General features: G+C 41.7%; 13 protein-coding genes. 9 read left to right on the top strand and 4 right to left on the bottom strand.

All coding sequences use genetic code 11. The annotated features are described in order from the left end of the window. Entirely contained in the window at window positions 1–546 is a 546-nt protein-coding gene (locus FHS10_RS10280) for a hypothetical protein (protein ID WP_259090044.1), read from the bottom strand. Window positions 547–847: 301 nt separating this feature from the next. Here FHS10_RS10280 and FHS10_RS10275 point away from each other — a divergent pair, with 301 nt between their 5' ends. Next, window positions 848–2,347: a malate:quinone oxidoreductase gene (locus tag FHS10_RS10275; RefSeq protein WP_259090043.1), complete on the top strand. Its 1,500-nt coding sequence runs from the start codon at window positions 848–850 to the stop codon at window positions 2,345–2,347. A gap of 60 nt (window positions 2,348–2,407) precedes the next feature. Here FHS10_RS10275 and FHS10_RS10270 read toward each other — a convergent pair whose 3' ends face one another. Further along, a complete protein-coding gene (locus tag FHS10_RS10270) occupies window positions 2,408–5,011 on the bottom strand; it encodes a M1 family metallopeptidase (RefSeq protein ID WP_259090041.1) in 2,604 nt (867 codons plus the stop codon). A gap of 701 nt (window positions 5,012–5,712) precedes the next feature. Between FHS10_RS10270 and FHS10_RS10265 the strand changes: the two genes are divergently transcribed. The 7 genes from FHS10_RS10265 (at window position 5,713) to FHS10_RS10235 (ending at window position 13,074) form a co-directional block, all read left to right on the top strand. Beyond that, complete coding sequence (locus tag FHS10_RS10265) at window positions 5,713–6,663, top strand: glycosyltransferase family 2 protein (protein ID WP_259090039.1); 951 nt, start codon at window positions 5,713–5,715, stop codon at window positions 6,661–6,663. A 147-nt stretch (window positions 6,664–6,810) separates the two neighbouring features. After that, the gene (locus FHS10_RS10260) at window positions 6,811–7,779 is read left to right on the top strand and encodes a glycosyltransferase family 2 protein (RefSeq protein WP_259090038.1); all 969 of its coding nucleotides are present in this window, start codon (window positions 6,811–6,813) and stop codon (window positions 7,777–7,779) included. A gap of 6 nt (window positions 7,780–7,785) precedes the next feature. Then, the gene (locus FHS10_RS10255) at window positions 7,786–8,559 is read left to right on the top strand and encodes a glycerophosphoryl diester phosphodiesterase membrane domain-containing protein (protein ID WP_259090037.1); all 774 of its coding nucleotides are present in this window, start codon (window positions 7,786–7,788) and stop codon (window positions 8,557–8,559) included. A 3-nt stretch (window positions 8,560–8,562) separates the two neighbouring features. Further along, a complete protein-coding gene (locus tag FHS10_RS10250; RefSeq protein ID WP_259090036.1) occupies window positions 8,563–10,059 on the top strand; it encodes a GH3 auxin-responsive promoter family protein in 1,497 nt (498 codons plus the stop codon). A 60-nt stretch (window positions 10,060–10,119) separates the two neighbouring features. Beyond that, window positions 10,120–11,307: a 1-deoxy-D-xylulose-5-phosphate reductoisomerase gene (locus FHS10_RS10245; RefSeq protein ID WP_259090035.1), complete on the top strand. Its 1,188-nt coding sequence runs from the start codon at window positions 10,120–10,122 to the stop codon at window positions 11,305–11,307. 15 nt (window positions 11,308–11,322) lie between these two features. Beyond that, on the top strand, window positions 11,323–12,651 hold the full coding sequence (gene rseP, locus FHS10_RS10240; RefSeq protein WP_259090033.1) for an RIP metalloprotease RseP: 1,329 nt from the start codon (window positions 11,323–11,325) through the stop codon (window positions 12,649–12,651). 204 nt (window positions 12,652–12,855) lie between these two features. Further along, entirely contained in the window at window positions 12,856–13,074 is a 219-nt protein-coding gene (locus tag FHS10_RS10235) for a hypothetical protein (RefSeq protein WP_259090031.1), read from the top strand. A 158-nt stretch (window positions 13,075–13,232) separates the two neighbouring features. On the opposite strand, the gene FHS10_RS10230 is transcribed toward FHS10_RS10235, so the two are convergent. Next, window positions 13,233–13,781 (bottom strand): DUF2892 domain-containing protein, encoded by a 549-nt coding sequence (locus tag FHS10_RS10230; RefSeq protein WP_259090030.1) that lies wholly within the window; start codon window positions 13,779–13,781, stop codon window positions 13,233–13,235. Window positions 13,782–13,852: 71 nt separating this feature from the next. On the opposite strand from FHS10_RS10230, the gene ung reads away from it, so the two are divergent. Beyond that, window positions 13,853–14,533 carry a uracil-DNA glycosylase gene (ung, locus tag FHS10_RS10225; protein ID WP_259090029.1) on the top strand — a complete coding sequence of 227 codons (681 nt, stop codon included), beginning with the start codon at window positions 13,853–13,855 and terminating at the stop codon, window positions 14,531–14,533. A gap of 109 nt (window positions 14,534–14,642) precedes the next feature. Here ung and FHS10_RS10220 read toward each other — a convergent pair whose 3' ends face one another. Continuing rightward, window positions 14,643–15,113 (bottom strand): Lrp/AsnC family transcriptional regulator, encoded by a 471-nt coding sequence (locus tag FHS10_RS10220; RefSeq protein ID WP_090649916.1) that lies wholly within the window; start codon window positions 15,111–15,113, stop codon window positions 14,643–14,645. Window positions 15,114–15,187: the final 74 nt, after the last annotated feature.

Below are 15,187 nucleotides of genomic sequence, written 5' to 3'. Positions count from 1 at the left end.
TTACTTGCCCGAGGCTACTCCCCAATAACAACTGCTGCGAATTTTCTTTAACAGTTCGGGCGTAATACTTGATACGGCATGTTCCAGCTTATTTTGATTATTGATGAGATACATAGTACCATTAATATTGTTATAAACATAGGAACAAAGCTTTTTATCCTCCCCATCTTCAATCTTTTTAACATCAACCCTTACCCCATTGGTTTTGTTGCTGGTATCCGGTGTTAAGGCGGGATCGCTTGCTTTAACCCAATTAACTGTAAAATTGATATCCTGCGACGACAAGCTGGCGGTGCTCTCTTTATAACTTTTACTTTCCTGGATAACCTGCAGCAGGCATTTCACACAAGGATCTGCAACCGTAGCGCTACCATAATTCTTTTGCGGGTTGTTGATTACGCTATCCTTTTTGCCGGCAACCTGCACCGTGGTTTTGGAAATATCTTTTGACAAAGGCACTGGTTTCTTTTCTGGTTGACTGCATGATACCGAAATTATGGTTATTACCAGTATCAATAATGTATTTTGGGACTTTGACAGACTCATGTTTGTTTTACAATTGGGTGCCTAATATATACAGTCCAATGTTCATTTTGTGTTAATATATCATGAATACAGTTTCGGTAAATTGTACAAAAGCATGTTTGCTTAAATTTAAACGTGGTTTTTATTGCATTTTTTGAATGGTTAGCGACAAATCTTCTTTAAAAAATCCTTAAAATTGTCTGTTTTATTTTTCCCTCATCTAAAGCTGCAAAACAGCCTTAGATTTGCGTAACATTTTTTACAAAACCGGGTTATACTGGTAATTTAATTTCGGATACCTTTTATAAGGGATCATACTAAGATGACTAATAGCGATAAAGTTTCAGGTTCGGCAGTTGATGTGGTTTTAATAGGCGCGGGTATCATGAGCGCTACATTGGGGGTAATGCTTAAAGAGCTACAGCCCGATTTAACTATTGAAATTTTTGAACGCCTTGATGTCATTGCCGCCGAAAGTTCGGCCCCGATGAACAATGCCGGCACTGGTCACTCCGCATTTTGCGAATTAAACTATACCCCCGAGCTTCCGGACGGTACTGTTGAGATCAAAAAAGCGATCAAAATTGCCGAACAATTTGAAATCAGCAAAGAATTCTGGACTTACCTTATCGATCAAAAATATATCGCATCGCCGCAAAGCTTTATCCGCAAGGTACCACACATGAGTTTTGTGTGGGGCGCCGATAATGTGAATTATCTTAAAAAACGTCAGCAGGCGCTTACCAAACATCACTTTTTTAAAGGGATGGAATACAGCGAAGATAAAGCCCAAATCAAAAAATGGATCCCATTGGTAATGGAAGGTCGCGATGAAAACGAAAAAGTTTCGGCCACGTTTATGGATTTGGGTACCGATGTAAACTTTGGCAGCTTAACCAGCGGCTTATTAGGTAAACTAAAACAACAAAGCGGCGTTAACCTTCATATTAATCATGATGTTACCAACCTTAAACGCAACAAGGATGGCAGCTGGCTGGTTACCGTAAAAGATAAAACCACCGGTAACAAAAGAAAAGTAACCACAAAATTTGTATTTGTGGGTGCCGGTGGTGGCGCTTTGCCCCTGCTGCAAAAATCGGGCATACAGGAAAGCAAAGGCTTTGGCGGTTTCCCGGTAAGCGGGCAATGGCTGGTTTGTAATAACCCCGATGTGGTTAAACAACATGAGGCTAAAGTTTATGGTAAAGCGTCGGTAGGTTCGCCGCCAATGTCGGTACCCCACCTGGATACCCGGATGATAGATGGCAAGCGCGAACTATTATTTGGCCCATATGCTGGTTTCTCTACCCGTTTTTTGAAGAAGGGTTCATTACTTGACCTGTTTGGATCAATCAAACTTAACAATATACTACCCCTGCTTGCTGTAGGCCGCGATAACTGGCCATTAACCAAGTATCTCATTAGCCAGGTAATGCAATCGCCTACAGACAGGCTTAAGGCCCTGCAGGAGTACCTGCCCACTGCCAAAGCCGAAGAATGGGACCTTGATATTGCCGGCCAGCGTGTACAGGTAATTAAAAAAGATGCCAAACATACAGGTGTATTGGAGTTTGGTACTGAAGTGGTAACATCTGCAGATGGCTCAATTTCAGCTTTGTTAGGCGCTTCACCGGGTGCATCTACATCTGTACCTATCATGATTCACCTCATTGAGCGTTGTTTTAAAGATCATGTAAAATCAACCGGCTGGCAGGAAAAATTAAAACAAATGATCCCATCGTATGGACAATCATTAGCTAATGATACTGCTTTGAGTGAGGCTACAAGGGAACGTACGAGTAAGGCGTTGGGGTTGGCTTAATTTCCATATCATAGACTTTGCCACGCTACCACAAGGCAGAGCCTTGCGATAGCGTGGTTGCTATTGAAACGATACCGCAGGCATATTACTATTCACAGCAGTTTCCTTCACCTTAAAATCGGCAGGGTGACCAAGCACCACAGTTTTTATCAAAAACGGAATTTTAATCCCTCCATTGATGCCTTCATAATTACCCCATTCTACAGTTGAATCTACAGGACCATCTATGATCTGCTTAACTTTTAATCCTGTTTTTTGACTATAGAAGTTTTTGATCACAGCCCCATCAGTTATGTTGATGTCAACCTCGTAAACCATTTCGCCGTTCACTACTTTAAAAGTAGAATCCAACATCATGTTATTCGGATTCTTTTCGTAATCCAATTCGGGAAAAGGCTTGCTTTTTTCTTTCAGCAACTTTTTGGCCACATCATCCAAAGGCATTTGGTGGTTTACCTGCTGCACGTTAATATTATCGCCATTAACCAAAATATGTGTTAACACCAGGTTATTGTACGATGGCACAGTAATTTGCTGATAAAACATTCCGGGGGTACGGTAACGGCTCACCATTTGCACCTCTGATCCCTGTACACTGGCGGCCGATGACACCTGTAAATCTTTTACATTTTTTAATTTATCAGTACCTCCAATAGCATCAAGGTAATTTTTAATTACAGAAAGCGCGGTAACGCCCTTAGGCACCGGCAGACCGCTGAATGAATTATTTTCTGGGTTTACATCCGGCAGCTTATGATCGGGATCAATAGTAGCCATAATTATTTTCGAGGTAGATTTATAAGGAAAAGTCCATACCCCACCACGCTGCCAAACCTCGGCAGGTAGTTTTACGATGCCCGTTTTGCCATTTTCTTCTTTGATGCTGATAGTAACCGGCAAGGCCATTTCCTCCAGGTTTTCGATGGTGATCAGCGCGCCTTTTGATTCATCGCCATCTTGGTAATTGATACCGGTTATGGCCTGGTCAAGCTTCCAGGTTGTCAAAAACCACTCATTCCAAAACCAGCTCAGGTCTTCGCCCGCGGCGTTATCCATAGTATGGAAAAAATCCCACGGAGTAGGATGTTTAAAAGCCCAGCGTTTGATATAGGTGCGAAAAGCATAGTCAAAGCGTTGTTCGCCCAGGATCTGCTCACGCAAAATGGTTAAGCCAAGGGCTGGCTTTTCATAAGCGGCAACACCTAAAAAATTCTCCTGTATTACATCGGGGATGGTCATGATAGGTTCTGCATCGGCGCTAAATAAGCCTGATGCAGCCTTTTGCTCATCAACAGGTGTAAAGTATTCGCCTTTGTTAAATACACGGGTATCAACATCATTTAAAAAGGTATTAAAACCCTCGTCCATCCAGGCATACTTGCGTTCATTTGAGCCTACAATCATCGGGAACCAGTTATGCCCAAACTCATGGTTGGTTACATCCCAGAGGCTGCCCGTTTTATTTTCAGATCCGCAGAAAACTATACCGGGGTATTCCATCCCCCCTACCGTACCGGCCACATTGGTTGCCACCGGATAGGTATACTCAAACCATTGATTAGAATAAAGCTCAATAGCTGCTTTTACATACTCGGTCGACCGGCTCCAGGCATCATTACCTTTAACCTCTGCAGGGTATACCGATTGCGCCAGCGCCTTTTTGCCGCTGGGCAGATTAATACGCGCGGCATCCCAGATAAATGCCTTAGAAGCCGTCCAAGCCACGTCGCGCGCGTTTTTGCAGGCAAAGTGCCAGGTAAGGCTTGCTTTTGCAGGATGATCTGTCCCTTTCAAAATATCTGCTTCGTCGCGTATCGTTACCGTTTTATCACTTTTGGCGGCTGCGGCTAATTTGGCTATGGTAGATGCTGTATAAACCTCAGCCGGGTTAAGTAACTCGCCCGATCCGGTGATTATGAGGCTTGACGGCGCTGTGATAGTGTAATCAAAATTGCCATACTCCAGGTAAAACTCACCTGCACCAAGATATGGCAATGTGTTCCAACCGCTTACATCGTCATAAACTTCCATTCGCGGGTACCACTGGGCAATTTCATAGATCCAGCCGTTTTTTGTTTGCTGGCGTCCCATCCTATCGGTACCATATTTGGGGATCTCGAAACCATATTCAATTTTTATTTGCAGTTTGCCCCCCACCGCTTTCAACGAGTCTTTTAATTTTATTTGCAGGCGTGTATCAGTTACCAGGTAGTCGGCCTTTTGGGTTTTGCCATTTTTAATAATGTAGATAGCTTTTATCTCGTCGCCTTTGGTATAGGTGCGGTTTGCAAAACGCCCACCGGTAACAGCTGTAGTCGCCTCTGCACGGGAATCCTGGCGATAAATGTTCTGATCGTCCTGTAACCACAAAAACGCGAGCGCATCTGGGCTGTTATTGGTATAAGTTATTAATGCCGTGCCGTCTATGTGATGTTTTAAGGTATCAAGTGTAACATCAATTTTATAATCGGCCCGGTTTTGCCAGTACTTTGAACCGGGTGCGCCCCCTGCATTCCTGAACTCATTGCCCTTTTCGGGATAAAACAACGGACTGAAAACTTTATGTTGATCGTATTTAGGTCCCTGTTGATCGCCTGTTTGAGCATAACCGGTAAGCGTGTAAACACACAATAGGGCGACCGAAAGTATTTTATAAAGTTTCATGAAGAAGGTATTTATAGCGACAGGCAAGTTAACACAATAATTTCAAGTGTGTTGAACGTAATACATGAGTTACATAGTATGGCATAAAACTGCTTTAACAATAATTAACAGTTGATACCAGGCCAGGGAAATGGCTTTTACCCACAAGTAATGAATTCGTGTTATCTTAAGGCACCCTTTTTTGTTAGACACGAATGCCCGCCGACCCGGTTACAATTTAATCGAATTTCACGAATGTTTTAACTTTACATTTTAATTTGCGCTACCGGGCAAACGCAGCTAACCAGGGTTAACATAACTTAACATATTTCAGATAAAATACATATCAATTACCTCATAATCAATACTTTATATTTTTACATGGTTAACACAAAAATGATGCACCGCGCAATGTAAGGACATCCCAATATTTGTACCTGTTGCTGGCCGATACAAGTCACTGCTATACCTGGCTCATTTAACCAGAAGCAGGCAAAACAAGGTATCGTTTGATGCTTATATCTTCCCCACGCCATAAGCCTATGCCGTTTACTATTCAGATGCGTTTGCCCTGATTTAGTTCACGTTTCTTACAGTTTGTCTGCTTGCCGCCCTTCCTAATTCCGTTCTATCAAAATCGGTACACAAACCAATCCCTATTTTTTATATTTTTGCGGTTGATTGCGGGCAAAATTTTTAGTCCGGCAACGCATTCCTTATAAATGGATATATCAGTTGTAGTACCGCTTTATGACGAAATAGAATCATTACCCGAGCTTACCTCATGGATAGGCCGTGTAATGGACGAAAACCGCTTTACTTACGAGGTGATTTTGGTTGACGATGGCAGTAAGGATGGTTCCTGGGAAATGATCAGGAAACTAAGTCAGGATAACCCCTTCATCAAAGGCATCAAATTCAGGCGTAATTACGGCAAATCGGCTGCTTTAAATACCGGTTTTGCAGCTACGCGCGGCAATGTAGTGATTACTATGGATGCCGATTTACAGGACAGCCCGGATGAGATCCCTGAACTTTACCGTCGCATTGTAGAGGAAAAATACGACCTGATATCGGGCTGGAAAGCTAAGCGGTATGATCCGCTCAGCAAAACCATACCAACCAAGTTGTTTAATGCAGCCACCCGCAAAATGAGTGGCATTGATAACCTGCACGATTTTAACTGCGGATTAAAAGCTTACCGTAGTGCTGTGGTAAAAAACATTGAGATCTATGGCGAAATGCACCGTTACATCCCGGTATTAGCAAAATGGGCCGGCTTCAGTAAAATTGGCGAGCAGGTAGTTGAACACCGTGCACGCAAATACGGCAAAACCAAATTCGGCATGAGCCGCTTTGTAAACGGCTTTCTTGATCTGCTTTCGATTTTTTTTGTAGGCAAATTTGGTAAACGCCCCATGCACTTTTTTGGCACCATGGGTACATTAAGCTTTTTTGCGGGATTAGTAATTGCCATATGGCTTACCAGCGAAAAACTTTACAACCTGGCGCATAATTTGCCTGTACGCCAGCCAACAGATAATCCATGGTTTTATGGAGCGATGGTTGCTATAATTTTGGGTTCGCAACTGTTTCTGACCGGCTTTGTTGCCGAGCTGGTTTCACGCAGTTCAAGCGACCGTAATAATTACCAGGTAGAAGAGACAATTTAATGCGCAGATTTCAAATGTGCAGATATGCAAATGAGAAACTGGTAGCACAATACAACACTGTAACGAAAAAGGAAAAGAAATCTAAAAATGTATAGGTATGCAAGTTCATCTGCACATCTGAAATCTAAAATCTGCACATCTAAAAGAATGTTTTTTTCCATCATCATACCCTTATATAACCGCCCGCAGGAAATCAAAGAACTGTTGGAAACCCTGGTATTGCAAACGTACCGTAATTTTGAGGTTTTGGTGATTGAGGATGGTTCTGTAAATGATGCTGAACAGATTGTTGCATCTTTTATGGATAAGCTAAACCTGCGTTACTTTAAAAAGGTTAACGAAGGCCAGGGCTTTACCCGCAACTTTGGTTTTCAGCACGCAAAAGGTGATTACTTTATCATATTTGATTCGGATTGTTTGATCCCGGTTGATTACCTGGATATAGTTAATAATTCCCTTGCCACTAATTACCTTGATGCTTATGGTGGCCCGGATGGCGCGCACACTTCATTTACGCCAACCCAAAAAGCTATCAGCTATAGCATGACCTCTCCTTTTACTACTGGTGGTATCCGCGGTAATAAAAAAGGAATTGGGCAATTTCATCCGCGCAGTTTTAATATGGGTGTATCAAGGCAGGTTGTTGAAAAGGTAGGCGGCTTTATTATTACCCGCCTGGGCGAGGATATTGAATACAGCATCCGCATACACACTGCAGGATTCAAAATCGGCCTTATTCCCGACGCTATTGTTTATCATAAACGCCGTACCAATTTTGTGCAGTTTTTTAAGCAGCTTCATTTTTTTGGCAGGGCTCGCATCAACATATCTAAATTTTTTCCTAAAGAGTTAAAGGCCGTACATTTTTTCCCGGCGGTGTTTACCCTGGGTGTTATTTTGGCCATTATATTTAACCTGCTGCAATGGCAAATAGCTATTTTAGCGAATGGTATACTGGTCATTTTTATTTTGTTGATATTTTTTCATGCCTGGTGGAAAAATAAATCGGCAAAAATTGCATTTTTGAGCATTATAGCTGCTTTTACCCAACTTACGGCCTACGGAATAGGATTTATGCAGGATTTTTGGAAACGGATAATTTTAAACAGATCATAATAACCTATGTACCACGCCTTTTCTGTTGCAGAAACCATTAAAACTGCATGGAATGTATTGAAGAGAAATTTTGTTCCACTGGTAGTATACTCGGTTATTTCCTTGTTTATTTACGAGGCAGTAGATTTTATTAAGGCTTTTATACTGATAGAAGATGATATAGCAACTCAGTTTATTTTCATTTTTATTCAACTGGTAGTTCAATGCTATATCGGGCTTAGTTTTTATAAACTGATATTAACCCTCATGGATAGGGAATATTACGAATTTGAGTTTAAAGACATTCTGCCATCATTTAAAATGACCTTCAATTTTGTGGTTATTGGCTTATTAACCGGGGTACTTGTGGCTGTGCTGGTTTTCTTTTATGTATTGGCTCAACGTAACTTAGGTTACGAAAGCCTTCTTAAGGGCATCGAGCTAATATTTATTCTTTATATCAGTCTGCGTAGTATTTTTTGCATCTGTTTTATTGTTGATGACGACTCATCACCCATAGAATCACTAAAACAAAGCTTTGAAATAACGAAGGATAATTTCTTTAAAACTCTTGGGATCTTCTTCATTATTATTGTAATCCTTATAATAGCCCTTATCCCGGTTTTCTTACTCATCAACCTAACCGGACTTGATGCAAAAGGCGGCTTTGTATTCCGGCTGGCATTTTATTGCTGGTTCATTTTAACTTTTCCTTTCATACAGGTTATTATTATGGTTACTTACCGTAAATTAGTTTACAGCCACAAAGATGTAGACGATGATATCGCCGAAACCAATTAACAAATGGGGTTAAAAGCTGCACTGAGCAAAGTATTTGCGGCCCTGGTAAACAGGGAGCTCAACCACCTGCGTAAAAACGCCATCGGCCTGCAACAGCAAACTTTTAGCAATCTTGTTTACCAGGCTAAGGACACGGCATTTGGTAAGGAGCACGGTTTCGCGCAGATCAACAATTACGAAGATTTTAAAAAGAACGTTCCCGTTCATGACTATGAAGATCTCCGTCCTTATATCGATAGAGTTGTGGCCGGTGAAGAGAACGTACTATGGCCGGGTAAGCCTCAATATTTAGCTAAAACATCGGGCACTACATCGGGCGTTAAATACATCCCCATATCTAAAGAAAGCATGCCGCAGCACATCAAAGCGGCACGAAACGCTTTGTTAAGCTATATTCACGAAACCGGTAACGCCAACTTTGTAGATGGTAAACTGATATTTTTGCAAGGCAGCCCTGTGTTAGCCGAAAAGAATGGTGTTTCCGTCGGTCGTCTTTCAGGTATTGTGGCGCATCACGTGCCTGCTTACCTGCAAAAAAACCGCTTGCCAAGCTATGAGATCAATTGTATTGAAGACTGGGAACAAAAGGTTGATGCCATTGTAAATGAAACCTATAACCAGGATATGCGCCTCATCTCGGGCATACCGCCCTGGTGCCAGATGTATTTTGACAGGTTATCAACCAAGGCAGGCGGCAAAAAAATTAAAGATATCTTCCCTAATTTTAAATTGTACGTACACGGTGGCGTAAATTACGAACCTTACCGCGCCCGTATGGAAGAAAGTATCGGCTTCGATATCGATTCTATCGAAACGTACCCGGCATCAGAAGGATTCATAGCTTTCCAGGACTCGCAAAAGGAAAAAGGGCTTTTATTACTGGTTAATTCCGGGATATTTTACGAGTTTATCCCATCCGAAGAATATTTTAACGTCAACCCTACCCGCATCAACATTAAAGATGTGGAGCTAAATAAAAACTACGCCCTCATTATGAATACCAGTGCGGGCTTATGGGGATACAGCTTAGGCGATACGATTAAATTTATCTCCAAAAACCCTTATAAAATTGTAGTTACCGGCCGTATCAAACATTACATATCGGCCTTTGGCGAACATGTGATTGGTGAAGAAGTTGAGTACGCGCTGATGAGCATAGCCAAAGAAGAAGGTATTGATGTAGTTGAGTTCACCGTTGCACCACAGGTAAACCCCAAGGCAGGGCAACTACCTTACCATGAGTGGTTTGTAGAATTTGGCACAGCACCGGCAGATTTACAGGCTTTTGCCATAAAAGTAGATAAAGCCCTGCAAAAGAAAAATATTTACTATTTTGACCTCATTGAAGGTAACATTTTACAACCTTTGATCATCCAAAGCCTAAAAAAAGACGCGTTCATCAATTACATGCGATCTGAAGGGAAACTGGGCGGACAAAATAAAGTACCGAGGCTATCAAACGACAGGAAGATAGCTAATGGATTGAAGGAATATATATAGCCCCTCTAAATCTCCCCTAAAGGGGAGACTTGATAGGTTAACAGATTTAAAAAATTATAATTGAGTAGTTCAATAAAAAACGTAGCCATTTTAGGCTCAACAGGTAGTATAGGTACCCAAACCCTCGATGTAATTAAGGGAAACAGCAACCTATTTAGGGCATTTTTGCTTACCGCGCATTCTAATGCCGACCTGCTGATAAGCCAGGCTATGGAGTTTGTGCCCCAATATGCCATCATTTGCGATACCACCAAATATTTGCAGGTGAAAGAGGCTCTGGCCCATTTGCCTATCCAGGTACTGGCAGGTCACAAGGCCATTATTGACACAGTTACACATCCTGATATTGCAGTTGTGCTTACTGCTATGGTTGGTTTTGCAGGTTTGGAGCCTACCATTGCTGCCATTAAAGCAGGTAAGGACATTGCGTTAGCAAACAAGGAAACCCTGGTTGTTGCAGGCGAAATAGTTACTGCTTTGGCCAAACAACATGGTGTGACGATCCTCCCTGTCGATTCGGAACATTCAGCAATATTTCAGTGCCTTGCCGGCGAGGAAAACAACCCGATAGAGAAACTGATCATTACCGCATCCGGCGGACCATTCCGCGGTCGTAATGTGGCTTTTTTAGCCAATGTAACCCCCCGGGACGCGCTTAAGCATCCCAACTGGATAATGGGTGCCAAAATCACTATTGATTCGGCCTCGTTGATGAACAAGGGGTTGGAAGTAATAGAAGCCAAATGGCTATTTGATGTAGATGCCGATCAGATTGAGGTAATTGTTCATCCACAATCTATTATTCATTCTATGGTACAATTCCGGGATGGATCTATCAAAGCGCAGATGGGCCTGCCGGATATGAAGTTGCCCATTCAATACGCGCTTACCTATCCCAATAGGATCCAAAACGATTTTAAACGATTTAATTTTGCAGCCTACCCTAACCTAACATTTGAAAAACCAGATCTGGATACTTTCCGTAATCTTAATTTGGCATACGTTGCATTAAAGCAGGGAGGTAACATGCCCTGCATTATAAATGCCGCGAATGAAATAGCGGTGGCCGGTTTTTTAAATAACAGCATTGGCTTTTTAGCCATGAGCAACCTGATAGAGGAGTGCATGCAACATATAAATTTCATTGAGCAGCCCTCGCTGAACGACTATTTGAATACTGACAAAGAAACACGCATCTTTGCGCAAAATTTTATACAAAAACTGCCGTCAAAGGCGATACACTATTAATAGACAAAATAACGAATGAGTATAGTGATAATGGTGGGCCAGTTGGTACTGGGCCTTTCAATTTTAATAATCCTGCATGAGCTGGGTCACTTTTTGGCAGCCAGGGCTTTTGGGATCAAAGTAGAAAAATTTTACCTGTTTTTTGATGCATGGAATATAAGCCTGTTTAAATTTAATTTTAAAGGTGTTGAATATGGCATCGGTTGGTTACCCCTGGGTGGCTATGTAAAAATTGCCGGCATGATAGACGAATCAATGGATACCGATCAAATGGCCGGTCCGCCGCAACCATGGGAATTTCGTTCAAAACCAGCCTGGCAGCGCTTAATTGTAATGCTTGGTGGTGTTACGGTGAATATCATCCTGGGTATCCTGATATTTTGGGTTTTAACCATTAAAATGGGCGAAAGCTATATCCCTAATGCAAGCGCTAAATACGGCATTGTACCCGGTGCGGTAGGTAAAAAGATTGGCTTGCTGGCAGGCGATAAAATCACCGCCATTAATGGTAAATCCTTTAAGCGTTTTGACGATTTGACAAGCCCTAAAGTATTACTTGAAAATACCGTTTTCACTGTTCACCGTGGGGCCGAAACTTTAAAGATCCCGGTACCCCGTACCATCCTGAACGACATATCTGACCATGATATTGAAAGCTTTATAAGCCGTGTACCGCGCACCAAATTCATGGTCGATTCGGTTTATGGCAATGCGCAAAAAGCCGGTTTAAAAAAGGGAGATAGTGTGGTAGCTGTAAACGGCGCCCCTGTTGCTTTTTGGGATGAGCTGCAAACACAATTGTTAGCCAACAAAAGCAAACAGGTTGTTTTAAGTATCAAACGCGATACCGCCACAATACCCTTAAAAACACAGGTAAATGCAGATGGCACCATCGGCTTTGCCCGCTCTAAAAAAGATTTTCCGGAGATTAAAACCATCAAATACGGTTTCTTTGCGTCTTTACCAATTGGAGCGTCAAGAGCTATAAGCACCTTTACCGATAATGCCAAAGGCCTTGGTAAAATTGCCAAAGGCGATGTTAAGTTTAACAAAGCGGTAAGCGGCCCCGTGGCGATTGCCAACCTTTTTGGCGGCACCATTGATTGGATACATTTTTGGACCCTGGTAGGCTTTTTATCAATGGTATTGGCGCTGATGAACCTGTTACCCATCCCCGCCCTTGATGGCGGCCATGCGGTATTCCTGATCATTGAAATGATTAAAGGTAAACCGCTAAGCGATAAATTCCTGGAACGTGCCCAGATTGTTGGCTTTGTAATTTTAGTTACACTGATGGTATTTGTTTTTGGAAACGATATTGTAAACAAGGTGATGAAGAAATAAAACGGTCACTTAAGTAGATCTGAAACAGCCCGGGGAGTAACCCCCGGGCTGTTTTTTTATGATACCTATAATAGTTATTTACTATTTGGCCGCAATTTGATCATACCTGACCATAACAATTTGTTAATGAAAGCTTAAAGCAAAAAAAACTTTGGTTATAGTTTTGTTGGGTATAATTGCAATAAACAATAATATACAAATATCATGACCAATTCAATTCTGGAGATCACCGAAAGCGAATACCTGATAAAACTAAACAGGAGCAACTTTAACCTGTCGTTTATCAGGAGTTTATTAAAGATGGTTGAAGTGGCCAACCCAAGTGAAGAAAGCGATTATACTTATAGCGACCGCCAGGTAGTACACCCCTACCAAAATCACTCTGCAACTGCCGATTACTTTAGCGCCATCGACGAAAAATAAAAGGGACCCGCTTTGGGTCCCTTTTATTTTTTTATTTCTTATTTTCTTTTCTCATTTCTGTAAAGGTATTCTCTTGTCCAAAAGACCTTTGTCCGCAAGCCTTTTATTCTTTATCACAAAGCAAAGTCCTTGTTCCTTTATCCAAAAGTCTTTGCTCCTTAAAACTGGCGATATCCCCCCCTTACTACCTGCTTATCCATTTGGGCCAGCTGGCCTTTCATCATTTTAATCTGGTCGGTAAGTAATTTATTCTTGTCATCTTTTGACGCTTCAGACAAATACATTTGTGCTTCGCGTTTGTTACGTTTTGCCATAGAGATACCTGCAAGGCTCAATTTAGCCAAAGCCGTATTGTGCGACATTTTCATACCCAACTGTAAAGCTTTCTTAAAATATTTTTCAGATTTCATTGGTGCCTTGCGCGATTCAATCAAACCGATTAGCAGGTTGTAATAACCATGCTGATTTTTGTGTAATTGTTTTTCGTAATCGGTTATCTTCATCAACCACTCTTCGGCTTTCTCTGAGTTTTCTTTGCGCAAAAAGTATTGCGCTAAGATCATGTTTTCATTAAAAAAGAAGCTAAGCAATAAAATGCCGCCCAACAACAGTACTAAAATACCCCAGCCCCAAAAGCCAAAAGCAGAAAGTGCAACAGCTGCACCAAAGAATACACACGCTACAACTAAGCGAACAATATTTGACATAATTTACGATACTATATATACCGCAAATATCTGTTTATTTGTACGGTAAACCAACATCTATATAAATATTTATGGCTAACGCATTACACCCATCATGGCAGGCAGTTTTACAGGACGAATTTGGCAAACCCTACATGGTAAAACTTAAACAATTTTTATTACAGGAGAAAGAAGCGGGTCAAATAGTTTACCCCAAAAATGCCGATATTTTTAACGCCTTTAACACCACGCATTTTGATGATGTTAAAGTGGTGATCCTGGGGCAGGATCCTTACCACGGAGCCCACCAGGCTCATGGATTGTCATTTTCGGTACAAAAGGGCATCGCCATTCCCCGATCGCTCAGTAACATCTATAAAGAACTCTCCACCGATATACCTGGCTTTAAAACACCAACACATGGTAACCTGGAAGATTGGGCCAAACAAGGCGTACTACTGCTAAACGCTACACTAACCGTTAGGGCCAGCACACCCGGATCGCACCAGAAACGCGGTTGGGAAGAATTTACAGACGAGGTGATCAAAACCATATCCGATAAAAAAGAAGGCATTGTATTTATCCTTTGGGGAGCCTTTGCACAATCAAAAGCGGCGCTGATAGACGATAAGAAACACTTCATCATCAAATCGCCCCATCCCTCACCATTTTCTGCCGATAGGGGTTTCTTCGGCAGCAAACCGTTTTCAAAAACAAATGAAATTTTGAGGAAAGAAGGAAAGGAAGAGATTGATTGGCAGATAGCCCCCTAACCCCCTAAAGGGGGAACTTTTTGATTTACCAGATTATAAAAAAGCGAATGAGTTATATAAACTTCATCCGCTTTTTTATTTTCACTCCCCCTTTAGGGGGCCGGGGGGCTCAATATTCCAGCGGCACTATCGGCTCCTTTTTACTGGTGGACATGATCATCATGGTTTGGAAGGTTTTTACTACCGTAATACGGCTAATCTTTTCCATGATCAGTTGCTCGTATGATTTAATATCGCGCACGTAGCATTTTAGTAAAAAGTCGCACTGCCCGGTTACGTGATGGCACTCGGTAACCTCTTTGATGTTTTTAATTTCATCCAAAAAAGTTTGAATTGTGTTCTTCTGATGAAAATCCAGCGAGATCTGGATGAAGGTTTTGATACCCAATCCCAGCTTCTCTTCGTCTACCAGGGCGTGGTAGCTTTTTATGTATTCTGCGTTCTCCAATTTGCGCACACGTTCAAGTGTTGGCGCAGGCGAAAGCCCTATTTCGTTTGATAACTGAAGGTTGGTTATCCTTCCGTTTTCCTGTAAAATCTTGAGTATCTGTAGGTCTATTTTATCTAATTCGGCTCCCATAGTATGTGCAAATATAATATTTTCCGCATTTCACGAAATTAAATTTCACCTAAAACGACTAAAACAAAAATATA

This window comes from Mucilaginibacter dorajii (assembly GCF_024808255.1).
Taxonomy (GTDB): Bacteria; Bacteroidota; Bacteroidia; order Sphingobacteriales; family Sphingobacteriaceae; genus Mucilaginibacter; species Mucilaginibacter dorajii.
This window is presented reverse-complemented; position numbering and strand designations above follow the sequence as displayed.

What these genes read in the sequence shown, in the direction of transcription:
- FHS10_RS10280 (WP_259090044.1), bottom strand. Translation starts at nt 546, where the DNA reads ATGAGTCTGTCAAAGTCCCAAAATACATTATTGATACTGGTAATAACC.
- FHS10_RS10255 (WP_259090037.1), top strand. Translation starts at nt 7,786, where the DNA reads ATGTACCACGCCTTTTCTGTTGCAGAAACCATTAAAACTGCATGGAAT.
- FHS10_RS10235 (WP_259090031.1), top strand. Translation starts at nt 12,856, where the DNA reads ATGACCAATTCAATTCTGGAGATCACCGAAAGCGAATACCTGATAAAA.
- FHS10_RS10230 (WP_259090030.1), bottom strand. Translation starts at nt 13,781, where the DNA reads ATGTCAAATATTGTTCGCTTAGTTGTAGCGTGTGTATTCTTTGGTGCA.
- FHS10_RS10250 (WP_259090036.1), top strand. Translation starts at nt 8,563, where the DNA reads ATGGGGTTAAAAGCTGCACTGAGCAAAGTATTTGCGGCCCTGGTAAAC.
- rseP (WP_259090033.1), top strand. Translation starts at nt 11,323, where the DNA reads ATGAGTATAGTGATAATGGTGGGCCAGTTGGTACTGGGCCTTTCAATT.
- FHS10_RS10260 (WP_259090038.1), top strand. Translation starts at nt 6,811, where the DNA reads ATGTTTTTTTCCATCATCATACCCTTATATAACCGCCCGCAGGAAATC.
- FHS10_RS10220 (WP_090649916.1), bottom strand. Translation starts at nt 15,113, where the DNA reads ATGGGAGCCGAATTAGATAAAATAGACCTACAGATACTCAAGATTTTA.
- FHS10_RS10275 (WP_259090043.1), top strand. Translation starts at nt 848, where the DNA reads ATGACTAATAGCGATAAAGTTTCAGGTTCGGCAGTTGATGTGGTTTTA.
- ung (WP_259090029.1), top strand. Translation starts at nt 13,853, where the DNA reads ATGGCTAACGCATTACACCCATCATGGCAGGCAGTTTTACAGGACGAA.
- FHS10_RS10265 (WP_259090039.1), top strand. Translation starts at nt 5,713, where the DNA reads ATGGATATATCAGTTGTAGTACCGCTTTATGACGAAATAGAATCATTA.
- FHS10_RS10270 (WP_259090041.1), bottom strand. Translation starts at nt 5,011, where the DNA reads ATGAAACTTTATAAAATACTTTCGGTCGCCCTATTGTGTGTTTACACG.